The organism is Halobacteriovorax sp. RZ-2, assembly GCF_043196685.1.
Lineage (GTDB): Bacteria > Bdellovibrionota > Bacteriovoracia > Bacteriovoracales > Bacteriovoracaceae > Halobacteriovorax_A.
Genome location: NZ_JBEBMR010000004.1, coordinates 322,815 through 348,785 on the forward strand (window position 1 = coordinate 322,815; position 25,971 = coordinate 348,785).

28 protein-coding genes and 1 tRNA gene are annotated in these 25,971 nt (G+C 36.0%); 11 read left to right on the forward strand and 18 right to left on the reverse strand.

Going from position 1 to position 25,971, the window contains the following annotated elements; translation table 11 throughout:
- Positions 1-19: 19 nt before the first annotated feature.
- On the forward strand, positions 20-1,543 hold the full coding sequence (locus ABMA78_RS15920; protein WP_392861497.1) for a CDC27 family protein: 1,524 nt from the start codon (positions 20-22) through the stop codon (positions 1,541-1,543).
- Here ABMA78_RS15920 and ABMA78_RS15925 read toward each other — a convergent pair whose 3' ends face one another.
- On the reverse strand, positions 1,544-2,848 hold the full coding sequence (locus tag ABMA78_RS15925) for an aKG-HExxH-type peptide beta-hydroxylase (protein ID WP_392861498.1): 1,305 nt from the start codon (positions 2,846-2,848) through the stop codon (positions 1,544-1,546).
- Between the two features lie 120 nt (positions 2,849-2,968).
- Positions 2,969-3,043 (reverse strand) — tRNA-Asn (locus ABMA78_RS15930).
- 179 nt (positions 3,044-3,222) lie between these two features.
- Here ABMA78_RS15930 and ABMA78_RS15935 point away from each other — a divergent pair.
- On the forward strand, positions 3,223-3,741 hold the full coding sequence (locus tag ABMA78_RS15935) for a hypothetical protein (protein WP_392861499.1): 519 nt from the start codon (positions 3,223-3,225) through the stop codon (positions 3,739-3,741).
- Here ABMA78_RS15935 and ABMA78_RS15940 read toward each other — a convergent pair.
- From ABMA78_RS15940 to ABMA78_RS15950, 3 genes are read right to left on the reverse strand one after another with little or no spacing between them, the layout of a single operon-like run.
- On the reverse strand, positions 3,738-5,249 hold the full coding sequence (locus tag ABMA78_RS15940; protein ID WP_392861500.1) for an aldehyde dehydrogenase family protein: 1,512 nt from the start codon (positions 5,247-5,249) through the stop codon (positions 3,738-3,740). The two genes, ABMA78_RS15935 and ABMA78_RS15940, sit on opposite strands and share 4 nt — an antisense overlap.
- A 9-nt stretch (positions 5,250-5,258) precedes the next feature.
- Positions 5,259-6,260, reverse strand: a complete 1,002-nt coding sequence (locus tag ABMA78_RS15945) for an arginine N-succinyltransferase (protein ID WP_392861501.1) — start codon at positions 6,258-6,260, stop codon at positions 5,259-5,261.
- A gap of 19 nt (positions 6,261-6,279) precedes the next feature.
- A complete protein-coding gene (locus ABMA78_RS15950) occupies positions 6,280-7,647 on the reverse strand; it encodes an aminotransferase class III-fold pyridoxal phosphate-dependent enzyme (protein WP_392861503.1) in 1,368 nt (455 codons plus the stop codon).
- A gap of 72 nt (positions 7,648-7,719) precedes the next feature.
- Here ABMA78_RS15950 and ABMA78_RS15955 point away from each other — a divergent pair, with 72 nt between their 5' ends.
- From ABMA78_RS15955 to ABMA78_RS15975, 5 genes are read left to right on the forward strand one after another with little or no spacing between them, the layout of a single operon-like run.
- On the forward strand, positions 7,720-8,367 hold the full coding sequence (locus ABMA78_RS15955) for a tetratricopeptide repeat protein (protein ID WP_392861504.1): 648 nt from the start codon (positions 7,720-7,722) through the stop codon (positions 8,365-8,367).
- A 9-nt stretch (positions 8,368-8,376) separates the two neighbouring features.
- Positions 8,377-8,976, forward strand: a complete 600-nt coding sequence (locus ABMA78_RS15960) for a cyclic nucleotide-binding domain-containing protein (protein WP_392861505.1) — start codon at positions 8,377-8,379, stop codon at positions 8,974-8,976.
- Positions 8,969-10,000, forward strand: a complete 1,032-nt coding sequence (locus ABMA78_RS15965; protein WP_392861507.1) for an AI-2E family transporter — start codon at positions 8,969-8,971, stop codon at positions 9,998-10,000. The genes ABMA78_RS15960 and ABMA78_RS15965 overlap by 8 nt, the downstream gene beginning before the upstream one ends.
- Before the next feature lie 51 nt (positions 10,001-10,051).
- Complete coding sequence (gene bamD / locus ABMA78_RS15970; RefSeq protein ID WP_392861508.1) at positions 10,052-10,789, forward strand: outer membrane protein assembly factor BamD; 738 nt, start codon at positions 10,052-10,054, stop codon at positions 10,787-10,789.
- 12 nt (positions 10,790-10,801) lie between these two features.
- On the forward strand, positions 10,802-11,533 hold the full coding sequence (locus ABMA78_RS15975; RefSeq protein ID WP_103218681.1) for a lipopolysaccharide assembly protein LapB: 732 nt from the start codon (positions 10,802-10,804) through the stop codon (positions 11,531-11,533).
- A gap of 77 nt (positions 11,534-11,610) precedes the next feature.
- On the opposite strand, the gene fliW is transcribed toward ABMA78_RS15975, so the two are convergent.
- From fliW to flgF, 12 genes are all read right to left on the reverse strand, one after another.
- Entirely contained in the window at positions 11,611-12,165 is a 555-nt protein-coding gene (gene fliW / locus ABMA78_RS15980; protein WP_392861510.1) for a flagellar assembly protein FliW, read from the reverse strand.
- A 77-nt stretch (positions 12,166-12,242) separates the two neighbouring features.
- Entirely contained in the window at positions 12,243-12,476 is a 234-nt protein-coding gene (gene csrA, locus ABMA78_RS15985; RefSeq protein ID WP_021267493.1) for a carbon storage regulator CsrA, read from the reverse strand.
- Between the two features lie 116 nt (positions 12,477-12,592).
- Complete coding sequence (flgL, locus tag ABMA78_RS15990) at positions 12,593-13,630, reverse strand: flagellar hook-associated protein FlgL (RefSeq protein WP_392861512.1); 1,038 nt, start codon at positions 13,628-13,630, stop codon at positions 12,593-12,595.
- A 16-nt stretch (positions 13,631-13,646) separates the two neighbouring features.
- Complete coding sequence (gene flgK, locus ABMA78_RS15995) at positions 13,647-15,113, reverse strand: flagellar hook-associated protein FlgK (protein ID WP_392861514.1); 1,467 nt, start codon at positions 15,111-15,113, stop codon at positions 13,647-13,649.
- An 11-nt stretch (positions 15,114-15,124) separates the two neighbouring features.
- Positions 15,125-15,628, reverse strand: a complete 504-nt coding sequence (locus ABMA78_RS16000) for a flagellar protein FlgN (RefSeq protein ID WP_392861515.1) — start codon at positions 15,626-15,628, stop codon at positions 15,125-15,127.
- Positions 15,628-15,960 (reverse strand): flagellar biosynthesis anti-sigma factor FlgM, encoded by a 333-nt coding sequence (gene flgM / locus ABMA78_RS16005; protein ID WP_392861516.1) that lies wholly within the window; start codon positions 15,958-15,960, stop codon positions 15,628-15,630. Before flgM ends, ABMA78_RS16000 begins: the two co-directional genes overlap by 1 nt.
- Positions 15,953-16,396 (reverse strand): hypothetical protein, encoded by a 444-nt coding sequence (locus ABMA78_RS16010; RefSeq protein WP_392861517.1) that lies wholly within the window; start codon positions 16,394-16,396, stop codon positions 15,953-15,955. The genes flgM and ABMA78_RS16010 overlap by 8 nt, the downstream gene beginning before the upstream one ends.
- Positions 16,397-16,525: 129 nt before the next feature.
- A complete protein-coding gene (locus ABMA78_RS16015) occupies positions 16,526-17,530 on the reverse strand; it encodes a flagellar basal body P-ring protein FlgI (RefSeq protein WP_392861519.1) in 1,005 nt (334 codons plus the stop codon).
- Between the two features lie 3 nt (positions 17,531-17,533).
- Entirely contained in the window at positions 17,534-18,307 is a 774-nt protein-coding gene (locus ABMA78_RS16020) for a flagellar basal body L-ring protein FlgH (RefSeq protein WP_392861520.1), read from the reverse strand.
- On the reverse strand, positions 18,304-19,146 hold the full coding sequence (gene flgA, locus ABMA78_RS16025; protein WP_392861522.1) for a flagellar basal body P-ring formation chaperone FlgA: 843 nt from the start codon (positions 19,144-19,146) through the stop codon (positions 18,304-18,306). Before flgA ends, ABMA78_RS16020 begins: the two co-directional genes overlap by 4 nt.
- 17 nt (positions 19,147-19,163) lie before the next feature.
- Entirely contained in the window at positions 19,164-20,009 is an 846-nt protein-coding gene (flgG, locus tag ABMA78_RS16030; RefSeq protein ID WP_392861524.1) for a flagellar basal-body rod protein FlgG, read from the reverse strand.
- A gap of 6 nt (positions 20,010-20,015) precedes the next feature.
- Entirely contained in the window at positions 20,016-20,801 is a 786-nt protein-coding gene (flgF, locus tag ABMA78_RS16035; RefSeq protein WP_392861526.1) for a flagellar basal-body rod protein FlgF, read from the reverse strand.
- A gap of 182 nt (positions 20,802-20,983) precedes the next feature.
- Here flgF and xseB point away from each other — a divergent pair, with 182 nt between their 5' ends.
- The 4 genes from xseB to ABMA78_RS16055 all read left to right on the forward strand — a co-directional run bounded on the left by xseB (position 20,984) and on the right by ABMA78_RS16055 (position 25,666).
- A complete protein-coding gene (gene xseB, locus ABMA78_RS16040) occupies positions 20,984-21,193 on the forward strand; it encodes an exodeoxyribonuclease VII small subunit (protein ID WP_199177562.1) in 210 nt (69 codons plus the stop codon).
- 37 nt (positions 21,194-21,230) lie between these two features.
- A complete protein-coding gene (locus ABMA78_RS16045; protein WP_392861528.1) occupies positions 21,231-21,965 on the forward strand; it encodes a hypothetical protein in 735 nt (244 codons plus the stop codon).
- Entirely contained in the window at positions 21,962-24,703 is a 2,742-nt protein-coding gene (locus tag ABMA78_RS16050; protein ID WP_392861529.1) for a penicillin-binding protein 1A, read from the forward strand. Before ABMA78_RS16045 ends, ABMA78_RS16050 begins: the two co-directional genes overlap by 4 nt.
- 72 nt (positions 24,704-24,775) lie before the next feature.
- On the forward strand, positions 24,776-25,666 hold the full coding sequence (locus ABMA78_RS16055) for an energy transducer TonB (protein WP_392861531.1): 891 nt from the start codon (positions 24,776-24,778) through the stop codon (positions 25,664-25,666).
- A gap of 3 nt (positions 25,667-25,669) precedes the next feature.
- Here ABMA78_RS16055 and ABMA78_RS16060 read toward each other — a convergent pair whose 3' ends face one another.
- Positions 25,670-25,963 (reverse strand): hypothetical protein, encoded by a 294-nt coding sequence (locus ABMA78_RS16060; RefSeq protein WP_021267699.1) that lies wholly within the window; start codon positions 25,961-25,963, stop codon positions 25,670-25,672.
- Positions 25,964-25,971 lie beyond the last annotated feature (8 nt).

Consider the following 25,971-nt stretch of genomic DNA (forward strand, 5'->3'; position numbering starts at 1 on the left):
TGTGAAGTAAATTATTGATATGATGATTGATGATACATATGTAAAAGAACAGGTTTATGAATTCTTCTTCAGTGAGAATACTTTCTCATTAAATGGACATAGTGTTTATAAATTCATCGGTGATGAAACAAGAGACTATTTACAAAGGCAGATTACTGCAGATGTCGACAAGTTAGAGAATGGTGGGACTCTTGCATGTCGTTTGGATCGAAATGGTCGGGTGTTTTCTTTTTTCTATCTTGTGAATATTGATCAGGCTTTCTATATTATCGTCGATTCGAAAATTGCAGATGAAACAGTTAATGAGTTAGAGAAGTTCATCATTATGGAAGATATCACGATTAAACATACTCAATTAATTGCTGCACTATCGTCACGTTCTAGTGAAGGTTTTGTTCCAATTAGTATTTTTGATAATGAAGGTTATATTGGATTTATAAGTGAACAGTTGCCAATAACAGATTTTCATAATCAGCTATGCGTCTTAACTGGATGGCCGCAGCTAGATGTTACAGTTGAGCGCACTAACTTAATCAATGAAACAAGATTAAATGAATTTGCTATCAGTTATAATAAAGGGTGTTTTCTAGGGCAAGAAACAGCTTCTAAAATTGAAAGTCGCAGAGGAGCTGCTCGTTATCCAGTCCTATTAATCTCCAAGAATCAAATAGAAGAGGAAACTATTTTAAAGGATAAGAAGGTAAAGGTCCTTAATTCTGTTAAGACTGATGATTTTTACTTATCTGTGGTAAGAGTCCCTCGAGATTTATTGATTAATGGTTTAGAAATAGAATATGACGGAGGCACAGTTCGTGTACTTACATATCCAATTATTAAAGAAGATAAATTGGAAATAAGTGAGCACTATTTTAATAAAGCCGTTAAGCGATTTCATCAGGGTGAAGTAAATGAGGCCATCATGCTCTTAGATCAAGTGATTTCTTTTAACCCTCATTATGCAGATGCTTACGAGTCAAAAGGTGTTATCCTAGGAAATAATGGTGATCATCAAAAGGCCATTGATGTTATGGATGAGCTCTTAAAAGTTGATGAAAACTCTGTGATGGCCCATACGAATAAGTCTCTCTACCTTATGAAATTGGGTAAAATCGAAGAAGCTGAAGAGGAGAAGTCGCTAGCGACTGTTGCTTCATTTAAGCGCTTTGGAGATGAAGCTAAGTTCAAAAAAGAACAAGAAGAACGAGAGCGTGCCGAAAAAGAAGACCGTGCTCGTCGTTTTGATATGTTTAATAAAGTATTGGCCATTGATGAAAATGATGTTGTTGCCAATTATGGCCTAGCTGATATTCACTTTAGTAATGATAAATTTGATAAGGCCATGGGCCATATTGAAATCGTTCTTAAAGAAAACCCTAAGTACTCAGTTGCTTACCTTCTTAAGTCGAAGATCTTATTTAAGCAAAAAAAGTATGACGATTGCCTAAGCATTATTGAAGAGGGAATGCCGATTGCCACTTCCCAAGGTGAGTTAATGCCCGCAAATGAAATGCAGGCATTAAAATCTAAAATCTCAAAATTATAATTAATAATATTCGTTACGTGCCGCTAGAAGTTCATTTTTCAGTTCTTCTACGGCATTAGAATTTAAATGCTTTTCAAGTGCAAAAATATGCTCTCGATGTGAGTCCACCATGGCCTTGAATTGTAGATATACTTCATATCCTTCAGCAGAAACGATTTCTTCTTTATATGCCTTTTCTAAATCTAGTTCACAGAATTGCAACATATAATACTCTTCGATAGCACGTTCTTGAATCTTTCTAAATTCAGAATCCGTGAAATCGTGCTCCTCTAGTCGAGAAAGTGAAGAGAATAGTTCGAGTGCCCAGTAAAACGTCATATAAGCGTGGTAAATACCTCTAATTGGCCTTAAAGCTCGCCTCCATGGACTGTAGTATATTTTTTCTTCAAGCTCCTCTAAGAGCTCTTCTTGATTCAAGTAGCTATTTAGAACATGGTGACCATTTTCATGAAGCAGATCATCCATTAAGTCCATATCATCTCTATCGTATGTATTAATAGATGAGTACCCTGGAAGAGTTTGCATTGAGTAGCTAACGATTCCTTTTTCATTAATTGGAATGATATTTTGTGTAAATTCCTTAAAAATCATGAAAAGTTCAGGAGTATATTTTCCAAGTCGGCGATAGGCCTTTTCAATCTTTGCTGTCATCTCTTTTGACGTGTTTTCGAGTTCAGAGTAGAAGATAATTTTAAGCTCATCAATATTTGAAACAACGGCCGCTCTCTTTTGTGATTTTTCACTAAGCTTAGCTAAAACTTTGTCTTCTAGATTATTAAAGATAATTCGTTGGCCATTTTGATAAGCAGATAAATTATCATCTCCAAGTTCTGGAACATTCAAATACGTAAGATCGCTAGTGACTTCTTCTTTAATGTGAATATTGAAAAACGCGATAATATTGTCTTCTAAAACAGTAACAAGTTTTTTTGATTCAGCTAAAAGATCTTTTGATTCATTAAGCGAGTTTAAGAACACCTTTGCTAAATTACTGTCATGCCAGAAGTTAAAGATGGCATCTTCTGATTCACTCATCTCAAAGTCTTCACCAACTTCAAATTCACTATGATACGAAATGATCTCTATAAGGGCCTCAATAAGATTGAACCAATAGAAGTTAAGGTTGGAATAAGTATCAAGTTTTTTAGAGAAGATAGCTTCTTTATAAAAGCCCTGAAACTTTTGAGAGAGAAGTTCGTTCTCATCTTCATTTGCCTGCGCATCTTCACGATAAAGGGCCAAGCCTTCAAGGTATGATTCTTTAAATGCGTGATTGTTTTGAATGAAGTGATTAAAGTTATTCATAAGATATCCATAAGTAAAAATTCATTACAGATATAACACTATAACAAGATAAGATAAATTCTTATGATGCTTATTAGTTAATATGAATGTTTGGGGGATTTAAAAGCGGATACAAAAGAATGGCTGGGATGGCGAGATTCGAACTCGCGACCAATAGATTAACAGTCTACTGCGCTACCGCTGCGCCACATCCCAGCAATCTTAAGTAGTTAATTTTATAAACTCGTTTTTTCAAATTGTAAATATTTTCTTTTATGGGAAAAATATTTAGTTTTATCTAACTTGTTGAATTTATTGAAGCTCAATTAAAATTACTAAATTTTTTTTTTCAAAAACCGATAAATATACTCAGATACTGAGGTAAAATAACGACTATGATGACTCAAAGTAACCTAATTCGTAATTTATTAAGGGTGTTAACACCAGAGGAAGTCTCTGATTTAACAACTCTTGGTGATGCTTCTGCAAAAGATGCACTTACGGATTTATTACTTGCTCAAAATCGCGGTGATAAGATTTCTTATTCACCACATGGCCTTGCTAAGGTCATACCATTTCCAGATCGTTTTGAAGCTTCACAGGCGCATGTATTAAACCCTGATGAGGAGATTGTGACTGGGCCTAGGGTCGATCAATTCATTAATCAATTTGTCACAAAAGTTAAATTTGAATCAGGTAAAGTTCATCCAGGTGCAAAGCCTGTTGAAACAAGTACTTTCATTTTAAATGAAAAAGAGAAATTTAAAGCGGTTTACACTCGTTTAAAGAGTCGTGAAGTTTTAGATTTGTATGCAAAGAATTCGGTTGTTGATCTTGAACAAGAAAGAAAGAACCGAAGAGACCTGTCAAAGAATTCTTCGACAGGCGTCCTCGTTAATAAGAAACATTATTAATCTGCTAATCCTTTAATATTTCCACTTGCACTTGGAGAATCAATCTCAAGTGTTGCAAGTTGATAAACACAGTGATCAACAGTAGCAACAGCTGCTGGACGATAGTTTCCAGAATTCTTAACACCACCAAATGGTAATTTAGAATGTGCTCCAACAGTTGCGCGGTTTAAGTTTACTAAACCAGCATCAATATTATTCACAGCGTGCTTAAAGCGTGCGTGATCTTTTGTGAAGACAGAAGCAGCTAGGCCGTATTCAGTTGAGTTTGCAATATTAATTGCTTCATCAAAGTCGCTATAGCCAACAAATGTAACGTTAGGGCCAAAGATTTCATTTGCAAGGAAGTGACTCTTTGGAATTAACTTATCGGCATAGTGAATCGAAGGAGAAACATAGTAACCTGGAGTTTCTCTCTCTAATTGCTTTCCACGCATAACTTCGTGTAGTCCTTCTCTTTTGGCCATGCCCATGAATAGAAGGTACTGGTCAAGGGAAGCTTGATCAATTAATGGCCCCATAAAAGGCTCTACTTTGTGATCAATTGGATGATCCACAATAATTCTCTTCGCTAGATCGTGAAAACGAGAAATGAATTCATCTTTAATAGAATCATGAATAGCAACTAGACCAGTTGAAGTACAACGCTGACCAGCTGTTAGGTATGAACCTGTTAAAAGTTCTTCAATTGCATAATCAAGATCAGCTGTCTCATCGATGATTGATGTGTTTTTTCCTCCTAGCTCTAACGAAACTAGTTTTGAAAGATCTGTATGCGTTGTTTCTAGAATCTTTTGTCCTACTTCTTTTGATCCAGTAAAGAAGATACCTTTGATTCTCTTATCTTTAATAATTCTTCTTGCTACTTCTCCATCTCCTTGAACAAGGTTAACAACACCCATTGGAAATTTTGCTTCAGCAAGACATTCAAACATTAACTGTGCCGAGTAACATGTCTTTTCACTTGGTTTGAAAATGATTGAGTTACCAGAGATTAAGTTTGCTGTAATTTGTCCATTTGCTAAGTGGCAAGGAAAGTTAAATGGCCCAATGATAAAACTTGGCCCAACTGGTTTATAGTAAATATGAGCATTGGTACCTGGAGCGATACCTTCCATATTCTTCGTTTCAATTCTTGGTAGAGATGCCGCAATCGTTACATCTACTTTTGCAATTAATGCTGCCGCTTCTGTGCGAGCTTCCCAGAGAGGCTTACCTACTTCAAGAGCAATCGCTGTTGCAATCTGATCTTGCTTTGTCTTAAGTACTTCTTGATATCTTCTTAAGGCCTCAATCCTTTCTTCGATTGAAGTATTTCGCCATGTTTGAAAACCCTTGTGGGCAGAATCGATTAGTTCTTCTATATGCGCGTAATTTACGTTTAGATTCCAAAGTGTCTTTGTCGTATCACTTGGACACTCGCGAGTAATAGTTCTGTCATTTCTTAGATTTGCTGAATCATCAAATGCGATAAATTCATTATTATAAAATGATCCTTTTAGTTGAAACATATCTTCTCCTTAGATCGCCATTATTATTTTAACTGCACCATCATCTAATCCAAATGATGATGGCTCATCTACAGTTAGTATATCATTGTTTAAATTACCTTTTAGACAAACAATTTCAAATTCTTCATTGTCAGTAACGACTAGATAGAATTTAGGTGAACTTGTTTTACCTTTCTTTATCTGTGCTTGTTGAATTGTCTTAACAGGCTTAATATCATCGAGTTGACAACGATAGTGAGGGCCACCATCAAAAGGGTCAACTTCGTGAGTATATTTGAATCCAATAGACTCAAGCATTCTCTTAACAGGTTCAGTATCGGCACCAACTTTTCCAACTGCATCTCTAGCTTCTATTGGAAGTAGAGTTTCGTAAATTGTTCCTGAAGGAAAGAGGCTAAGAATGAATTCCTTATTCTTACGACTCAGGACATCGGCATCATGATATTCCATATTTAAGAATCGACGACCGATAGCTTCCCAAAGAGGGGATTTCCCGTCGGCATCAAATGGAGGCATAAGCTCTGAGTGAATTGTTTCTTTAAATCGATCTCTATTTAGTCCCATATAGAGAAAACGTGAAAATGATAAGACTTTTCCAAGCTTAAATGGATTACCTCGATATGTAGGGTCGAGGATAAGGCCACCGATTTCGGTTGGGCCGTCTGTATCATAGCCAAGCTTTAGCGTGCCGTGGATGAAGCCAGTATTAATTGATTCTGAAAATTTATTTTCTTGTCCTACCTTTAAATAAAAGTGAGGTTCTTCTTCATCGCCATGTCTAGCGTGAATCATTGAGCAGCCAATGACTCGAGAAGATTCAAGATCTTCCAGAACAAAAATGTAATGATCATTTGAAAGATTATCACTTTTTTGTTTGAAAGATCTTAGAGAGCTTTCTATTTTTGAGCTAATTAGCTCTTTGTCTGGGGGAAGGTTAATAAATGTATAGAGACCTGAAAGGTCATACAAGTCTTCTAAGTCATCTGCTCTTACGGGTCTTATCTTAAACATCTAGTCTTCCTATTTAATTCTATTTAATTTGTTCAAGTACGGTTTTTTCGATAATTGAGATAATGTCATCAATATGTTCATCAGTCATTGCTAGAGGCAATAGGAGACGAACTCTCGTCGGCTCTTTCCCCGCCATAAAGGCAATAATTCCATTATCGAACAGGCTCTTCACAAAACTCGATACAGTTTCAGTTGTAGAATCTCCAACTTCAAATGCAATCATTGTTCCGATTCCTCCAACATAAGTAATCTTATCTTGGCAAGAATTCTTCATAAGATGTGTAAGCCTTGAAATAAACTTATCTTCTAGCTCTTTAATTCTTCCATTTTCACCATAGAAGTTTCCTTCCGTTAGGTATTTAACAAGCTTGCTACCTGTTGATAGTGCAGAAACTGAACCATTGAATGTTCCAGCAATAAGTCCTGGTTTAGGGTTTAGTTCTTCGCTAAATAGAACACCACATACTTGTAGCGCCTTTCCAACTGAAACGATATCGACGTACTTATCGAGACCCATTGTTTGGAATGCAAATAGTTCTCTTGTGCGTCCAAAAGTTTGAACTTCATCAACCCAAATATAGATACCTTTCTTCTTTGCCCACTTAAAGATTTCTTCATAGTACTCTTTTGGACCAAAAATAAAGCCACCTTCTCCTTGAATAATTTCAAGCATAAGTGCGCAATGCTGATTCGGGTACTTTGAAGTTACTTCTTCAAGTGCTGCTAATGTATTCTTTAACGATTCTTCTGGATTATTTTGATCAAAGTGCGGAACGTGATCAACATCCAGAGACTTTGGCATACCTTGGCGGTAGTTTGCATTATGTGTAATGTCTTGAGTTGCTACTGAGCGACCTGCGAAAGCCTTTTGAAAAGCGATTACGCGGTAAGCAGGATCTTTCTTTTGCCAAACAAGCTTAAGTGCCAGGTCATTTGCGAAACTTCCTGATCCCGTAAACCAAAAGTGCTTCAGGTTACTTGTTTCAACGGCCTTAAGTAGATTACTTGTTAATTCAATGGCCTGTGGGTACGGTTGTAGGTTTCCACACATTACCGTATCACCTAGAGCTGCTTCAAGGTGTGACTTAATATATATAGGGTGAGAGTGACCAAGTAGGTTAGGTCCAATACCACCAATTAGATCGTATTTCACTGATCCATCAATAAGTTCAGTAAAAGGCCCATGACCACGTCCTGAAGAAACGTAATTGAAGTAAATTCCCTTTCCTCTTTCTTGGTTATATTTCTTTAAAGTGTCTTCAACTAAGTGCTTCTTTTCTTCCAGAGGGCCACGAACTTCCATGAAATTCTTTTGCTCCTTAAGAATCGAAGAAAATAGTTTATCAAACTGATCATTTATTTCGTTATTTCTTACACCGTATTCCATATCCAACCTCTTTTTATGTGGTAGAATTATCACTCACTTGCAAACGCTACAAGCCAAATAGATAATAAATTTATGTCAGATACTAACACAGGAAATCCACTAAAAGAATTAGAAGACCTTTATAAAAATAAAGATTATGAGGGCTATAAGAATCTCTTGATTAAGAATAAAGATTTGTTCGTCGACGCGCAGTATTTCTATAATTTGGGCACTGCGTATCTCAAGTTAGAGGACATTGGTGCTGCCCGATTAAACTTAGAGAAGTCTTATCAGTTAGGGCAACAAGACAAGCTTGTTACTAATAATATCAACTATATTAAATCGCACTATGACCTTGTGAGTCAGGATGTGAACTTCGTTGCTAAAGCAATGGATATTCCAGCTGTTTACTTTACTAGCTTTTCACTGATTCTTTTAATCATTACATTAATTTTGAATTTGAAGACAAAGCTGCACAAGGCCATTATTTTCACTTTCTTTCTGATCTCTTTGACGCCGCTCATTTTTAGCAATGTCTATTTGAAAGGTAGTTACAAAAATGCCATTGTTATGAAGAATGCTGATATTTTTGAAGGACCTTCATCAATTTTTGAACACAATCAAATTGCTAAAGAAGGCCTAAGAGTTATCACTTCTAAGAAAAACGATAATTGGTTCTTTATCTATTGGCCTAGCGAAGCTAAGGGATGGGTAAAAGCTGAAAATATTGAATTCTATTAAAGGCCAAGTATGACTGAAAAGTATTCAAAAGAAGATCGCATTGACATTAATTTGATAAAATTTTTGTGGTCTATCAATCCTCTCGTTAAAAGTAATAAGGTAACAATTCCGTACTTACTGAGGGATACCGTAATTCTAAGAAGCTTAGGGGAGTTTGAGCTCTTTCAGTTATCAAAATACTTTCATAAAAGAACCTATGAAAAAGGTGAAGTCATTTTCAAAGAAGGTGATTTTGGTATTGGTTTCTATATTATTGTTTCTGGTCGAGTTGAGCTTTCAACGGAGAGAAACGGAAAGAAATTTCATGTAACAAATCTTGATCGCAAGGACTACATGGGAGAAATTGGTCTTTTAGAAGACGGTCACAAGAGATCAGTGACAGCAACTGCTGCTGAACCACTGGAACTTCTTGGGATCTTCAAACCAGATGTACAATTAATGATCTCAGAAAGGCCGGCCCTTTCTTCAAAATTTTTACAGGCCATGAGTGAACTTGTTGTAAAGAAACTTCATATTCTAGCTCGTGAAATTAGAAAGCTTAAGGTTGAAAACTCTCACTTGAAAGATGAAGTTGTTAACTTAAAAGAAGAGATTGCTAAGAATGACTAGTAATGATCGCCTCAGGGCCATTATCTTCGGATTATTTATCGTCTCTTCGATGTTGTTATTTTTCGTTTTTCCACGAGTCGCAACACCGTTACTAATTTGTTATGTACTAACACTTATTCTAAATCCACTTCTCTTATTTTTTGAGAGGTTTGGAATTAACCGTACCGCTTCATCAGCACTAGTTGTAACACTTCTACTCTTTTTAACGATCTATCCTATCGTAAAGGTAACACCTTTAATGGTTAGTGAAGTTAATAACCTCGAAGTCTATATTCCAAAAGTTGAAAGCTTTCTTAAGTCTGTATATGCACAATTGCAGGCCTTTGTAGCTGAACGTACTGGTTACCACTTAAGTAGTGGCTACCTCCTACAGTCAATGAATTTTATTAAAGATGAATTTAGTGCATTTGTTCTTTTAGTTCCAAAGTATCTAGGTTCTGCACTTGAGCTTTTCTTTATTGTGCCACTTTTCTTATTCTTTACTTTAAAAGATATGCGAAATTTCAGAGAGCGTGTCACAAGACTTCTTCCAAATAAGTATTTTGAAAAACTTTACCATCTCTCATTTCAATTTAATCGCCAGATTGGTGACTATATTCTAGCGAAAGTAATTGAGGCCAGTATTTTAGGAATCATTATTTTTACAGGACTATTTTTTCTCGATATTAGATTCTCTCTTCTTTTTGGCCTCCTTGCAGCAGTGACAAATATTATTCCTTACCTGGGTCCAGTATTTGGTGCAATTCCTGCATTTATTTTTATTGCGGCAGAATATGGTATGGGAACTCACTTTGGTGGGGCCCTAATTCTCTACTTAGTTGCAAACGTAATTGATATCGCAATCGTCTTTCCACTGCTTGTTTCTAAGATTGTTGACCTTCACCCTGTGCTTGTTGTGGTGAGTGTTATCCTTGGATCACAGCTTCTAGGAATCACTGGAATGATCATTTCAATTCCACTTGCAGCAGCCGCTAAACTTCTTATAAACCAGATGCTTAAGGACGTATACGAAGAGCGTTATTAGCTTTGACGGGCCTTGCTAGAAAGTGCTAGAATTGCCTCTATAGGGGGCAATGTGCACAAACTTATATCTATCATTTTCATTCTACTAATGACGTCATGCGCAGTTAATCGTCCGCAAGGAAGTACTGAAGCTGAGGTACTATTTAAAGAAGCTGAAAGACTAGTTAAATCTGAACGCTATATTATGGCGCTTGAAAAACTTAATAAAATTAAATCTCAATATCCATATAGTTACTACGCAACATCTGCTGAACTTATGCAGGCCGATATTCTTTATAAGCAAGAAAACTATGAAGAAGCCGCTGCTGCATACTTACTATTTAAGGACTTTCACCCAAAGCATCCTAAAATGGATTATGTTACTTTCAAGATCGCTGAAGCTTACTACAAGCAAAAGCCTTCGACATTTGATCGTGATCTAACACCTGCCAAGCAGGCCATCAAGTACTTCAATGAACTTAGAAGTCTATATCCTCAGTCTGAATATCTTAAAGATGCCAGAGAGAAAATTGATGAGTGCTATAAGATGATTAAAGATAAGGAGTTATATATTGCTAACTTCTACTTTAGAACAAAGGATTGGCAATCGGCTTCATTTCGTTATGAACAGCTTCTAGCTCAATTTAGTGATGATACTGTTAAAAAGTTAGCAAGTGATCGCCTTGTTCACATTGGTTTAAAAAGTGCTAGACCTGAATTATGTGAATTGGTTTTTAAAAACTATCGCTACTTATACAAAGATAAAGATCTTTCTAACTTAAAGAAAGACGTTAAAAAGTGTATGGAATAGGGGACTTTGACTATGATGAAATCTTTTGAACAAGAAAAATTATCAAAGAAGGCCAAAGTTGCTTTTGAAAATCGTGAGTATAATAAAGCGATCTCAATCTATAATGAGCTTTTAGAGATTGATGCTAAAGATGCTGATGCTCTTTTTAATATTGCTAATATCTTTCATTTAACAGGAGAGATCTCAAAAGCAATTAAGGCATTTAAAAAAGTATTAGAGGTAAGACCAGATCATACGGATGCAGCAGTTAGTCTATCAGTTCTTTATAATGATATTGGTCAATACGAAGAAGCGAGTAAGATTTTTCAAATCGCGTCTCAAAAAGTTAAAGTGAACTCAAAGAGCGCTGAACTTAATGATAATCACATCGATAGAAAATTTGCGATCAAGCACTATGAATTAGCTGATCTATACCTAACATATAATCGTTATGATGAAGCCTTATTTGAATATGGAAAAGTTTTAAAGCTTGATCCGTCTAATCTAGAAGCAAGAGTAAAGATGGCCAAGGTTTATGCAAAGAAAGGTTTTGTGAATAAGTCTTTTGAAGAACTATCTAATTTAAAAAATGAAAGGCCCGATTACCTCCCGGGAAGAATTGCTCTAGGTGTTCTACACTATGGTAAAGGTGATATCTTAAGTGCGACTAGCGAGTGGGAAAAAGTTATCTCTGTTGATCCACTTAATAGTGAAGCTCAGATGTATTTGAATTTTGCAAAGAATGCGACTGAAACAACTCTTTAAAAATATCTAAAATTTGAAAATAAAAAAGCACCATTACTGGTGCTTTTCTTTTATATGATTTCTTTTGGGAAATTGAATTAAGCTTCTGCTGAATGATCAACTGAAGTTTCTGTTGAAGATGATTGCTCAACAACAGTTGGCTCTGTAACAACACTTACATTCGTACGAACTGAATCATCAGAGTGGAAATTCATGATCGACTTTTTAAGTGCATTATACATTTCAAATTTTACTTCTAGCTTATTGTCTTGAAGAACAATTTGACGAGCTTTGTGTGAATCATTGTTAATAATGATTGGTGCCTTTAGGTTTGCAGACATTTGAGTTACATCCGTTGGAATAGTTAGGATTGTATAAACGCTTGCATTAGAAAGATTTTCTAGTTTCAGGCTATTAAGTTCAGCCGGTAGTAGGCTGATTGAATAATCTTCTTTAAAAATTTTTGGCTCAATGATTGGGAATGCTGTTGCACCGTCATCTGTTGATTGTAGCCATAGGATTAGAGTCTGATCACCTGGATCAACAACAAAGAAGTCCTTAAGGTTCTCAAAACCAAGAATACCTTCTTCGAACCTGATGATATCTTTATTGTTAACTTCTAATTCCCCAAATCGTGTTGTGCTTACTTTCACTGTCGTTCCTCCGAATTCAAGTTTAAGAACTTGATAACAGATTTTAACAGCCGTAGGGGCAAAAGAGCAAGCGGAATTTATTTCTTATTGCGCAACGCATCCGTTAAGTCAGATAGACTTTCTGGGCCAGCTTGGGAAGCTTCGTAATTTTGTTCCTGGATAGCTTTATAGACTTCTTCGCGGTGAATTTTTGTTTCTTTTGGGGCCTTAATACCAAGACGAACTTGTTTGCCTTTAATTTGCACAACGACAATCTTAATATGATCGTCGATCGCTATACTTTCCCCTAGCTTCCTTGTTAAAACCAGCATTTCACATCCTCAATTTTGAACCGTCCTGATTCATCAGGTAATGGTTCATATATTATCCATAACTTTAAAAATCAAGTAAAAAATCAACTAAATAAAAAAAAAGTAGCAGCAGCGTGTTAGCGTAGAAAGTCCAATAGGTTCTTGTTTAAAAGGCCTTCAGAAGTTTTGTACGCAGTTTTCAAGATCTCTTGCTGACGCGTGATGTCTGAGAATAATTCAGTAACATCTGCATCGACGAGCTTGCTCTTTCTCTCCATATTGTCGATATTATTTGCATCAATCGTGTTCACATTTGTCATAACTGAACTTGCGACTGATCCTACACGTGTTCGTAATGTAACGAGACGTGTTACTGCTGTATCAAATTTTTCTAAAAGATTTTGAATTTGATCAGCGTCATTATTTTCTAAAGAGATTGCAAGTGAATCAAGAAGACCAAAAAGGTTAGCTGACTCTTTATACTTGCCGGCATCTTCCCCAATTTGAGTTGATGCGATCTCTCGATTGTTTTCTTCGGACATAATCTCGCGATTTTTACTTTTTTCTCGCGAATCCGCCATTTCTGGAAATTTTTCTAGGGGGTGGTTAACTTGTGAATCTGTTTCAGATTCGGCCATGAATACTTCTTTACCGTGCAGGTTAACCTGAACAAAGAAGTCTTTTCCAACTTCAAGAGTTATATGGCCATTGTCACCCTGGTACTCACCATTTTCATTAAACGGAGTATCAAGCGTTTTAAAACCTGAGAAAATATAGCGTTGTCCAACACGTTTATTTGCAATTGAAAGGGCCAGATTCTTTAGTTGATGTACTTCGTTTGCAACGTTATTTCTAACATCTTCATTGTAGATATCTGAAGACTGCGCAATAGCAATCTCTTTGGCTTTACCCATAATATCCGTTAGGTTTTCAAGAGCTTTCTCTGTGATATTTAATTGAAGAAGTGCGAAGTCTGCATTTCTTTTAAATTGTGAATTATCTTTGGTTACACTAGAAATTTGTAGTGCTTCAATATTTGCTGCAGGATTATCTGAAGGTTTACGCATACTCTTAAGAGTCGTACCCTTCATTTGCAGGTCTTCCATCTTAGACTTGTGCTTGTTAAGCGTATGCCTAATTGAAAGAGTCGTTGAATTTTCTGACACTCTAGTCATTTTTCAATAATCCTATTTACTGCTTAATTGATAAGACAGTATCAAACATCTCGTTTGCAGTTTTCATTACTTTAGCAGCAGCTTCATATGCGTGCTGGTACTTAATCATATTTGCCGCTTCCTCATCGATCGAAACACCACTAATTCTTTCTCGAATTGAGTTTGCTTGTGCTAGAAGACCTTCTGATTGTTCAGCGTCTAGCTTGGCCTTACCTGTTTCAAGTCCAACATTACCTACTGTTTTAAGGTAGTCCTCTTCTAGAGTTGCTGTACCACCTGACATTAGCCTTTCATGCTGTAGCTTAGAGATTGCAATAGCAACTCGGTTATCCCCGGGACTATTTGGAGATAGTGCAGTAGCAATATTCGAAATATCTGATTTGATTGCATCACTTAGGTCAATATTAAGTGCTGCTCCCTCTACTTGCATTGGGGTAGAGAAGAAGTTATTTCCTGTTGTTGGACCTTTATTATCCATTGCAACAGGATTACCATTAGCATCTGTTTGAATCTCACGGTTAACATATCCTCTTCTGTGGATAGCGTTTACGTAATTCATAAATTCAAATGCTGTTTGGTCTAATTTTTCTTTCAGTTGTTTAATGTCGTTATTTCTAACTTTAATTACAGCACCTAGTGAGCCACCTTGGAATTTTTCTGTAATTTGCTGACCTGAGCGGCTTGCCCAGAAAATCTCCATTGAACCATCTTGGCCATTCGTCGATTCATCTTTTCCAAATACATATGTTCCAAGCTTTTGTGCTTGAGCTGCTGTAACAAGTGTACCAACCCCAGGGGATTGAACGTTATAATTTCCACGCTCATCTTGATATGTGTGAATTTTTATAATTTTTGATAATTCTTTTACTGATAGATCTCGTTGATCTCGAAGATCTCCGGTTTCATCACCAGTTGCTTCAAGCTCGCGAATTTTTCTGTTTAAAGTCGCAATAGAGTCGATATGCTGATTGGCATCTTTAACAGAGATCATAATCTTGTCATCAATGCTTTTTGAGATCTCGTCTAGAGTCTCTGCGATTCTTCTAAAGTCTTTTACAATTAATTGTGCTTTATCACGCACAACTGAACGTACTGTTTCGTTCTCTGGTTGATTTGCAAGATCACGAAACGAGTTAAAGAAATTATTGAGAATTTGATTGAGTCCTTCGTTGTCGATTTCATTAAAGATATCTTCAACACGACTCATTTGTTCTGCTCTATTATTGTAGTAGGATTCACTACTTTGACTGTCACGTAATTTTCTTTCTACAAATTTATCGTGAACACGATTGATACTTTTAATTCTTGTACCACTACCAGTTATTAAACCATCTTTGATAAGTGGCATATTTGATTGCTGGTGAACACGCTGACGAGAATACCCTTCTGTATTCGCATTGGAAATATTATGTGACGTCACCTCTAGTGATTTCTTAGAGGCGTTGAGTCCTGTATTCGCAATGTTTAACAGACGTGTAGACAAATAATCTCCAATTAAGGATTTCGCTCAAGCGATCGTTGCTGAGTGATACCTTTGGCGTTATATGTAGATACTGTCTTAGTACCCATTGCACTTTCTCTGATCTCACGAAGAGAGTTTAGCGCTTTGTTAATAAATAGTTGGTTCTTCTTATTCTGTGTTTGAATCTTTTCAATAATATCTACCAAAAGACTATTAAATCTAAATAAGTGTTTTCCTTCTTTTTCTGCTTCAAACTTAGAGAAAAAATCAACAAGGTCATTGATTGAATTAATCTTTAACTCTTTGTAATCCTTTTGGATATTTGCAAGAATTTGGTTTCTTGCTTTTTCATTTACTTCTATTTTCGAAATGATTTCTGACTTTTCAGAAACCTTTTCTTCTAGCTCATCAATTTTACTGTCAAGTAGGAGAGCGTACTCATCACAAGTTAAGTCAAATAACTTATAGTGAAGCTCACACTGTGACTTCCAGATATCTGTGATTTGAAAGTAATATGTTGCTAGTTGTGTTTTCATTATACTCCGAACTCTTCCCCAAGAATTTTATCTGCCATTTTGTCATAATCCATTTTGTATGTTCCACCTTGGATTTGTGCTTTAAGTGCAGCAATCTTTGCAGAGTTATCAACTTCTGGTGCAGCATCAACTGCTTTTTTGATATGTGCAAAATCTTTTACTGCTTCTGGTATTGAAACTCTGGCATCATTTCTTGTTTGACTATCAATATAAGCTTTCTGAGCAATCGTGTTTCTCTTAATTGGAGCTTGCTTCTGGATCTCTTGTGATCTATCGGCCGTAGTTTTAGCATTTGGAAAGAAACTTGATCTCGTATTTGTTACACTACTCATACTTTACTCCAATTTGTTTTGCCTGCTTCATTGCTATTGATTGAGAAGGTTGAGTTGGTCCTTCTTCAATTCGAATTTGGTTCTGTGCATATTTATTTTTATTGTCCAAATAGTTTTGATAATTTTGTTCATTCCTCATATGCTTTGGATAAATCTCATTCAAAATCATCTTCTGTATTTGGCTATCTTCTTTGACAAGTGCTTTAGCACGCTCACTTGTCATAAGACCGTTATAGAAATTACCAGCTGTACTTTGCACGCCACTGTTTAGCGACTTAGTCATTTCTTTAACCATTAACTCGTTAAATTGTGCTTCTAGCCCTTGGGCTGCACCTTTGATCTCTTCAGGAATATATTTGTCAGAATTTGCAGGACGAACAGAATTTTGTGCATTTCTGTTTTGAATTTGTGGTCTATGAATTTTGATTTCATTCATAATACTCATCCTGAGTTTCTGGCCGTTCAATCCTTGAAAAGCCCATTATCATTAATATTTTAACATTTTTTTTAGTTTTTTTATACCTAGCTCTAAAAAATGGTAAAAAATGCTATTTGACATTGAAAGTTAAATTAGCTCAATTTCTCCAACTAAAGCACCGTTTCTCTTAAGTGCTTGAAAAATCGAAATTAAATCTTCCGGTGTCGCACCTAGTGCATTAAGGCTTTTAACCAGATCATTTAGTGTAGTTGTCTTGTCAACTAAGCGAACATTTCCTTCGCCACCATCTTTCTTCTTGTCATTCACTTGGATATTAAGTCCACCATGTGAGATCGCTACCGCTTTAACTGTAATGTCTCCACCAGCAACAATAGTACCCGTTCGTTCATTGATGATAATTTTAGCAATGCGATCTGTGTGAACTTTGAAATTTTCGATGATCGCTAAAAGTTGGACGATTTTTCTTTGGTACTGTATTGGTACAATAATATCAACAGTGTTTGAGTCTTTTGCTATGGCATACTTTCCACCTAGCTCTTGATTGATTGTTTTCTCAATTCTGGCAGCTGTTGTGAAGTCAGGACTCTTAAGTGCTAGTCTCAATGATTTTTTCTTATCAAAGTCTAATTGTAATTCTCTTTCAACAATTGCTCCCTGTGGGATAAGTCCTGTTGTCGCAAATTTCTTACCATTTTCTAGGCCACCAATTGAAATTGAACCATTTGCTACGGCATATACATTTCCGTCACCACCTTTAAGTGGAGTGATAAGAAGAGTACCTCCAGCAAGTGATGAAGCATCACCAATCGATGAAACTTTTACATCCATTTTTTGCCCAACTCGACTAAAAGATGGAAGTTCTGCTGTCACAATTACGGCCGCAACGTTCTTTGAACTAATTTCATTTTGTGGATTAAGTCCAAGCTTTTGAAACATACGTTTAAGTGAAGTATTTGTTACTTCTCCACCACCATCACCAGTTCCATTTAGTCCAACAACTAAACCATAACCAACGATAGGGTTTTTACGAACGCCCTTAACATCAACTAGGTCTTTCAAACGACTCATCTTTGCCTCAATATGAGTTCCAAAAGATAAAAGGATAAGACCGAAAATTAACTTTTTAAACATTAATTACCTCAATACCGTTACAGAGCTTTCTAAAAATTTTGTCGAATCAATTGTATCGTCTTCATTAATATCTTTGCGTGAGATTAATGCTTGTAATTCAACTAGGTGTTTACGATTTTTAAAGAGAACATTTTTTTGTCCTCGTACAAGTAGGTGATCACGACTGATCTCTTCAACAATAACACCCGATATTTTGTCATGAACTTTATTTGATGCACTTGTGTCTTCACCCTCTTCAGCTCCGGCTCCTGCAGGTGCTTGTGCCTGACCTGGTGTAGTCGCTGCTGTCGTGCTTTCAGGATTTTGCCCGGCAAGTGTTGGCATCGGTGGGAAGGCCCTTTTGAGCTCCATTGTAATATCATTCTTAAGTCGAGTCTGAACGTTTACTAGAATAATATCGCCGTTTCTCTTCCATTTATTTTTTGTAAATAGGTAGTTCTCATTCCCATTACCGGCCCAAAGGCTGCCTGTGTTTCCATGATCATGGAAATTATTTGCAGTTACTCTTTTTGGTTGTTGTTGCTGTTGTTGACGTTGAGATAATTGATTATTGTTATATCTTCTTTGCACCTGTGGTGCCATGTTTGGAGTATTTGCCGAAGTCTGTCTTCTATCCCCATAAGAGTTACGATATTGATCGAATGTATTATCAACGTTTGCTCTTTTTTGTTCGAGCTCTCTTTGGTTAACACCATCCAGTTCATTATACATTTTGTTAATGTAGTTAGCACAAGATGTCGTTAGTAGTGCTAGTGTTAAAAATAAAATTTTTCTCATAAATCTACCTTCACTTCATTGAGTCCAATTACTTTCGCTGTGAATACCTTGTTAGTTTTTACATTCTTCACTTTTATGAAATCTTGTAACTTGCCTGTCGACATTGGTAGCGCTTGGCCAGTTAGTTTAATTCCATTGCTATTAAGGATTACTTTTACCGGAACACCAAATGTCACTAGATTAATAGGGGAGATGTCTCTTTTATTAATCGTCTCACCTGGCGAGATAACTTTATTTGATTTGTAGAAAGCAATTTCATCTAGATTCTTAAAAACGGCCTTCTCATCTGTTGTATAAATTGTCTTTTCTTCGACATTATTTGTGTTGATCGACTTAAAGCTAAGGCCAATTTCATTCTTGGCAACAACCGCCTTAACTGGCTTTTGAACAACGATATCAAACCACTTCGTCATACCATCTAATGAAATCTTTAGTTTGTTGTGACCAAGCTTATTACAGTCATTACACATCAGCTCGAGTGTTGTTAAATTATCAGTTGTTATTGATTTAATTGGTGTTCTCGATTTGAATGAAATTTTCCAATCATCTTGAATTGTAAATTGTGTTTTGATTGTCTCATCTAAATTGATGATTACTGCATCTTTAGTTAGAAAATTAATATCATTCTCTTTTAAGTCTCGGCTGTGATTTAAATAGAAATTACCACGTGCTGAAATAAGAATTTCATTAAGAATTTCAAGTTGAGAACGATTACAATTTTCAGACTTGTAAGTAATTTCAGAATTCTCGATACGATAGTTTTTTTGCGCCATCGATACTTCACAATTACTTGCAAAAGAAAGGCCTGTAATAAATGTTAAAAGAATTAGTTTAAACACTCTCTCTCTTCTTCCTATTATCTTGTAATATTGTTAACAGTTTGTAGCATTTGATCCGCTACTCCCATTACCTTAGAGTTCATCTCATAGGCCCTTTGCGCCTTAATAAGATCCGTCATTTCATTCATAAGACTTACATTGGCCATTTCAAGAGCTCCTTGTTGCATCGAACCTGTATTATTCGTTCCCGCAATACCTTGAATTGGTTGGCCACTTGCAGTTGTTTGACGATAGAAGTTACCTCCATCGTTATGAAGACCTGGGTTATTAACAAATGTGAATACTGGGATTTGTCCAACGACTTGCGGCTCTACTTGTCCATTAAAGTAGGCTTCAACTGTTCCATCATTACCAATGCTAACCGTTGCAACACCTGGTGGGAATGTTATCCCTGGAAAGATTTGGTAGCCTTGCTTTGAAACAAGTTGACCTTGAGCATTTACATTAAATGCACCATCTCTTGTATAAACGATTTGTCCATTTGGTTTAATGATTCCAAAGAAACCGTCACCATTAATCATTAGATCAAATGGGTTATTTGTTACTTTAGGTGCACCTGCTGAAAAGACTTTTCTTACACCACTGATTTTCGACCCTGAACCAACTTGTACACCAACAGTGTAATTTGAGTTTGCATCTGAGCGTGAGCCAGCTTCAGTGATTGTTTCATACATAAGATCTTCTGATTCAGCTCTTTGCTTTTTATATCCGATGGTATTTAAGTTAGCGACGTTATTTGAGATCGTGTTAACGTGCATCTCTTGTGTCGCCATCCCTGTTGCTGCAATATTTAGGGCCTTCATCATTCCAAATGAATAGCGGGCCATGAGTAGGAATGTAATAAATAGAATAATATTTTTCATACTACCTCAAAATTTGATCATTTCATTAACTGACTTAGAGCTAATTTGATCATAAGTTTTAATTGCTTTTTGTATTGATTCAAAATGACGGTGAGCTTTGATTAACTCTGACATTTCTGAAACGGCGTTAACATTAGATTGCTCGATGAAACCTTGGTGAACGGAAGTATTAATCTGTTCTTTAAGGTTGCCTTCATTATTATTGATATACAGTGAGTTGCCCTCTTTTCTTAAGGCGTGCATATCGTTAAATTCAGTAATATTTAGAGCTCCAACTTGGTTGTTATTTGCATAGACTGCACCATCAAGAGCGAAGGTGATATTTCTCGTACCTGGTGGAACTGAAATTGGTTGGTTATCTTCTCTATTAAGAACTGGATATCCCTGTTGTGTTGTAATTACACCATCTTGACGAAGAGAAAGCGTTCCACGTCTTGTGTAGCGCACACCCTTTGGTGTTTCTACTGCCAAGAATCCATTTCCGCGCAGACCAATATCAAGTGGGTTACTCGTTGGAGAGAGTGTTCCTTGAGTAAAATTTGTGAATGATCCATCGACCTTTACCATCGCGTGTTCAGCTCCATAGCTACGATAGAAGTCTTCTGGTGCCCATTCTTTATTTGGTAAATCAATATCTTCAACACCTTTATCTAGTGCTGTTAAATACTCTTTAAATGCGAGTTGATCTTTCTTAAATCCAGGCGTGTTGGCATTTGCAACATTATTGGCAATTGTATCAACTTTCTGTTGTTGTGCGATTGCACCGGATAGCGGTACCCATAGTTCTTTCATCTGCCCTCCTGGCAAATTCTTCTTTAACTATACCAACCAGGGTGCCAAATTACCTACATAGGTAAAAATGACCCACGATGTAAGTAGTGATTATCACACCTTTTTATTTAAAGAACATGCAAAGTATGGGAATATTAGTCCATATAGGATTTAATAACGTTAAGAAAATGACACGGTGAAATATGGCCAAGAAAATTGATATTGAACAGAACTTAAAAAGATTAGAAGAACTAGTTCATGGACTTGAATCAGGTGAACTTACTCTTGATGACAGTCTAAAAAACTTCGAAGAAGGTGTGAAGCTATATACTGATAGCAAGGGCTACCTTGAAAAAGTGGAAAAGAAAGTTTTAGAACTTACAGATAAATTAGAAGAAAAAGAAATTGAATAAGTTAAACTTCATTCTTATATTTTTAGTTTTCGTTTTTTTGAGCAACACTTGTCAGACTCAACCAGAAGAAGAGCAAAGAGTGGTGACAATCTCAGTTGATGCTGAAGAGACAAATGTCATACCTTCAGTCGATGAAAAATCGTCATATACTGAGTATGGACCTGGACAAGTTAGTGGTGGTACACATCAAAGCTTAAAAAGTGAACGTATTAATACAGTGGGTATTATTATTGGTGCCAGTGAAAATTTTAATACTGATGTAATGGATTATGTTTCATGTCTTATGAAGAATGATGTGAAAATTAATTTTGTTGCGGGTATTGGAAGTTCTTCTGCGATTGCGGCCATGCTTTCACAAACAAAAAAGCCTGAACTTGTTAAGTGGAAATTTTTTAGATTAAAAGAACGAAATGATGCGAATGAAGTAATTGAAAATCTAAAGATCAACGCTAGGGCAATCAAGAAATCTAGCATTGCCTATTATCTTACAAATGTTGCAGCAAATGGAAATATTACCTTCAATACGAAAGGTAATATTATTGATGGTGTAAAAAATAATATTGAAAATAATAAGAAAGTGCTCTCCGCTCAAATTGAAATTACTTCAGAAGACATCTCTCGTCTAATTGCCCAGAGAGTGTTCGTCTTTGCATATGATAAAAACTTATCGGTTTCTAAAAATCAGATAAATGGTAAAATGATTCAAATCAATATGCCTAAGCAGAATTATAGCTTAATGAAGAAGTGTGAAATTATAAAAGAGAATTTATGAAACATTTAAAAAGATTATTAGTATTAACGTCCTTCTTGGTTTTATTTGGAGGATTATTTGTCTTCTCGATACTAGTATATTTTTCTTTTACATTACCTAAAATTAGTAGTCTTGCAGATTACAACCCACCAATTAAATCAAAGATCTTATCTAAGGATGGGGTCGTTCTCTATAATATTGGTAAAGAAAATAGAGAGGTCGTGGAATTTAATGAAATCCCTCCACGTATTGTTGATGCGTTCTTATCAGCAGAGGATTCAAATTTTTATAACCACGATGGTGTTGATTATTTTGGAGTTATGAGAGCTCTTATTGCAAACCTTAAGGCAGGACGTGTTGTACAAGGTGGTTCAACAATTACTCAACAGGTTGCAAAATCTTTACTACTTTCATCGGAGCGTTCAATCACTAGAAAGATTAAAGATTTCCTTCTCGCTCAAAAAATTGAAAAAAGATTTAATAAAGAAGAAATTCTTTTTCTCTATTTAAATCAAGTATATCTTGGTGGTGGATACTACGGTGTTAAGTCGGCATTTCGCGGCTATTTTAATAAAGAGTTAAATGAAGCAACTGTGGCAGAGTCTGCACTTATTGCAGGACTTCTTGTTGCTCCAGGAAAATATTCTCCTTACCGTAATCCACAACACGCTAAAACGAGACAAGCCTATGTTCTTGGCCGTATGTTCGCGAACAAAAAAATAACTAAAGAAGAGTATCAAGAAGCACTTCAAGAAAAAATAAAGTATCAGCTTAGAAGAAATAGTCCTTTCCTTGCGGGCTACTTTACGGACTGGGTTAGAAGACAGGCAATTGATATTGTCGGTGAGGAAAAGTTTCTTACTGAGGGATTTACTGTTCAAACAACTCTAAATTATGACCTTCAAAAAACGGCCGAAGAAAATATTAAAATAGGTGCTGACGAAATTGATAAGCGTCAAGGGTTCCAAGGGCCAATAGGTCACATTGAATTAGAAGAGCTAGACAAATATATCGAAGAGTTTCGAGTTGAGTTATATAAAGATAAGTCAAATTACTTCACTCTTACTGAAAATAATGAAAGAGAGTATGAGCTTCAACTAAAAGAAGATGAGCTTGCTGTATTAAAAGACTTTACTCAAGAGCAACTATCGAAACTTTATTCTTCAAGGTTTTATCCTGGATATAGTTCAGAAGATCAATTACTTGGTCAGTTAGAAAAAGATAAATTATATAAGGCCGTTGTTCTGCGCTTAGATAGACGCATGAGAAATATCATTATTTCTGTTGGTGGTATTACAGGTGTGATTCCTTATAAGTCTTATCGCTGGGCCCATGAGAGAAAATATACAGATGCGAGAAAGTACTTCGCATACGTGAAAAACCCAAATGATATCTTAAAGAAGGGTGATATTATTCATGTGAAAATTAAGGACTTCAGCTCAAAATTTTCTGAACACGTATATTCTCAATATGCTAATACTTATAAAAAGCTTAAAGACTATAAGACATTAGAAGAACAAATGTATCTTGAATGTTCACTTGAACAAGAGCCAAAAGTTCAAGCAGCACTTTTAAGTCTTAATCCATTTACTGGGGAAGTTATCTCAATGGTTGGTGGTGTTGATTTTGAAAAGAGTGAGTTTAACCGTGCTCTTCAATCAAAACGTCAGCCTGGCTCGGCCTTTAAACCACTCTTATTTGCGGCAGCACTGGAAAATGGTTATCAACCCAATACTATCATTTTAGATACTCCTGAGGCCCTCGGTGGTGCTAATCAAGCGCTAAATTGGAAGCCTCGTAACTATGATGGAAAGTTTAAGGGGCCAATGACATTTAGAGAGTCTCTTGAGTTTAGTAGAAATATTCCAACAATTAAGATAGCTCTTGATTTAGGAATGAATAAAATTTTCAACTACCTCGATCGTATTAATTTTCATGCCGATATGCCAAATGATATGTCGATCTCTCTAGGCTCTTTTGGTGTTACGCTTCTCGAAATGATTCGTGCGTATTCAATTTTTCCAAACGGTGGGAAGAAGGTTCTTCCTAAATCAATCATCTCAATTACAGATCGTAATGGAAAAGAGTATTTCTTTCAGGATGACTTTGCGACACAGTCCAAACTTGAGTTAGAGAAGCTTGCTAAAGAATCTAAAAACTTAAATCAAACTGATAATGTTCGTGAAAAGGAAAGTGATTCTCATAATGAGTTTGAAAAAGAAGCAGTTAATCCATACTTATTAAATTTAGATGAAGAACAAGTTTATGATCCAAGACTGGCCTATATTATGACAAATCTTCTTAAGGGTGTTGTTCATAATGGGACTGGAAGACGTGCTCTTAGTGTAAGTCAATTCTTAGGTGGTAAGACAGGTACAACGAGTAGTTATGTTGATGCTTGGTTCTTAGGCTTTTCACAAAATATTGTTACTGGTGTTTGGACAGGGATGGATGACAACCAGACAATGGGTTGGCCTGAAACAGGAACTAAGGCCTCGATGCCTATTTGGAAATCATATATGCAACGTTCAATTCAGATCTATGGGGAAAGAGATTTCCAGATGCCAGCTGGTATTGTTAACGTTTCAATTAATAAGAAAACTGGCGAGCTAGCAAATGGCTCAGGATCAAAGTTTTTGGAAAGTTTTGTTGAAGGAACTGAACCTGGATCTAATTCTAAGAATAACTTCTTTAAGAAAGAGGAAAATAGTCAAGAAACAGGTGCAATTCTTGAAGATGATGATTTCTTTAACAATTAATCAAAATATGTAGTAAATTTTTCGATATTTTCTCCGAGAAGGCTAAAGAATAGTTAGTTTCTCGGAGACACTTTGGAATTAGTTCACAAAAACCATAAGACTTATATCTACTTAGCAATAGCATTATCGCTAGTAGTACATATTTCTTTGATGCCTTCAAAACTAACATCTTTTTCATTATCTCTGACAAAGTCTCAAGAGGAAGAAAAGCCTGAGCGGATTCGTCTGAGACTCAATAGAGAAAAGCCACGCCAAATTGTTACAGCTGCTAAGACAAATCAAGAAGTAGCAGATGATGCCAAATACTTGAGTGAAACTAATAATAAGGTTGATCGTGAAACGAAGGCCAAAGAAGTTGCCGCTTTCAATATAGGTGGTGTTGGTAATTCTAAAATCGATCAAAAAAAACAAGGCTCAAAAACTAAGAAGAAAGAGCAGCGTAAAGTAACAAAGTCTAAGACTGGACGAATTAGCTTTGAGGACTTTGCTGTAGCACAAAATTCTCCACTCGAAAAAGATCAAAACCTAGTTAAGGGGACAAAAACTGGTAGCAAGAATCATAGAGGTATTGCCAGTTCAAATGATCATCTTGAAGATGTGAAATTAGGTGACTTCACTAAACTTAATACCGTTGAATATAAGTATTATGGTTTCTACTTTAGAATTAAGCAGCAATTAGAGCAGCATTGGGGATCAACTCTACGACAAAAAATGGAGTCCCTATATCGTCAGAATCGTCGTGGACCTGCGGGAGAAAAGTTTCTAACAAATGTACGCGTTGTGCTTGATAATGACGGGAAAATCATTAATGTAATCGTTAATGGTACTTCTGGAGTAAAAGAGTTAGATGACGCTGCAGTTGAAGCCTTTAATAAAGCTGGCCCATTTCCTAACCCACCATCTGGCCTAGTTAAGAATGGTCATGCAAATATCGATTGGGGCTTTGCTGTTACAAAGAACTAAGGCTTAGTGCTTTGTATTTCCTTTAAGCATCTTTTTAATATTGTTAATACCTTCCATCAGAACGTAGTCAGTCCAAACCTGATCTAATTCTTTTATCGTTTCAACGATTTTAATAGCGGCTTGATCGTAAGAGATACGATCAGTTTCTGCTAATTGTTGAATGGCATTTGAAATAGCTGCAATAGCAGACGAGTTACATGCTTGGTTTAATCTATCCTCATAAGTAGTATCGATCTTCTTCTCTTTACCCTTGATGATTGCCGTATTGATTAGCTGAATAGATTCTTGATTATGCATTTAATACC

Excerpts from the sequence above, each read along its gene's own strand:
- ABMA78_RS16060 (WP_021267699.1), bottom strand. The coding sequence starts at position 25,963 with ATGCATAATCAAGAATCTATTCAGCTAATCAATACGGCAATCATCAAG.
- xseB (WP_199177562.1), top strand. The coding sequence starts at position 20,984 with ATGGCCAAGAAAATTGATATTGAACAGAACTTAAAAAGATTAGAAGAA.
- ABMA78_RS15965 (WP_392861507.1), top strand. The coding sequence starts at position 8,969 with ATGACTAGTAATGATCGCCTCAGGGCCATTATCTTCGGATTATTTATC.
- ABMA78_RS15950 (WP_392861503.1), bottom strand. The coding sequence starts at position 7,647 with ATGGAATACGGTGTAAGAAATAACGAAATAAATGATCAGTTTGATAAA.
- ABMA78_RS15960 (WP_392861505.1), top strand. The coding sequence starts at position 8,377 with ATGACTGAAAAGTATTCAAAAGAAGATCGCATTGACATTAATTTGATA.
- ABMA78_RS15975 (WP_103218681.1), top strand. The coding sequence starts at position 10,802 with ATGATGAAATCTTTTGAACAAGAAAAATTATCAAAGAAGGCCAAAGTT.
- ABMA78_RS16050 (WP_392861529.1), top strand. The coding sequence starts at position 21,962 with ATGAAACATTTAAAAAGATTATTAGTATTAACGTCCTTCTTGGTTTTA.
- flgF (WP_392861526.1), bottom strand. The coding sequence starts at position 20,801 with ATGAAAGAACTATGGGTACCGCTATCCGGTGCAATCGCACAACAACAG.
- ABMA78_RS16015 (WP_392861519.1), bottom strand. The coding sequence starts at position 17,530 with ATGTTTAAAAAGTTAATTTTCGGTCTTATCCTTTTATCTTTTGGAACT.
- ABMA78_RS15955 (WP_392861504.1), top strand. The coding sequence starts at position 7,720 with ATGTCAGATACTAACACAGGAAATCCACTAAAAGAATTAGAAGACCTT.
- ABMA78_RS16020 (WP_392861520.1), bottom strand. The coding sequence starts at position 18,307 with ATGAGAAAAATTTTATTTTTAACACTAGCACTACTAACGACATCTTGT.
- ABMA78_RS16000 (WP_392861515.1), bottom strand. The coding sequence starts at position 15,628 with ATGAAAACACAACTAGCAACATATTACTTTCAAATCACAGATATCTGG.
- flgG (WP_392861524.1), bottom strand. The coding sequence starts at position 20,009 with ATGAAAAATATTATTCTATTTATTACATTCCTACTCATGGCCCGCTAT.
- ABMA78_RS15925 (WP_392861498.1), bottom strand. The coding sequence starts at position 2,848 with ATGAATAACTTTAATCACTTCATTCAAAACAATCACGCATTTAAAGAA.
- flgM (WP_392861516.1), bottom strand. The coding sequence starts at position 15,960 with ATGAGTAGTGTAACAAATACGAGATCAAGTTTCTTTCCAAATGCTAAA.
- ABMA78_RS15920 (WP_392861497.1), top strand. The coding sequence starts at position 20 with ATGATGATTGATGATACATATGTAAAAGAACAGGTTTATGAATTCTTC.
- ABMA78_RS15940 (WP_392861500.1), bottom strand. The coding sequence starts at position 5,249 with ATGTTTCAACTAAAAGGATCATTTTATAATAATGAATTTATCGCATTT.
- csrA (WP_021267493.1), bottom strand. The coding sequence starts at position 12,476 with ATGCTGGTTTTAACAAGGAAGCTAGGGGAAAGTATAGCGATCGACGAT.
- ABMA78_RS16010 (WP_392861517.1), bottom strand. The coding sequence starts at position 16,396 with ATGAATGAAATCAAAATTCATAGACCACAAATTCAAAACAGAAATGCA.
- flgL (WP_392861512.1), bottom strand. The coding sequence starts at position 13,630 with ATGACTAGAGTGTCAGAAAATTCAACGACTCTTTCAATTAGGCATACG.
- ABMA78_RS15945 (WP_392861501.1), bottom strand. The coding sequence starts at position 6,260 with ATGTTTAAGATAAGACCCGTAAGAGCAGATGACTTAGAAGACTTGTAT.
- ABMA78_RS15935 (WP_392861499.1), top strand. The coding sequence starts at position 3,223 with ATGATGACTCAAAGTAACCTAATTCGTAATTTATTAAGGGTGTTAACA.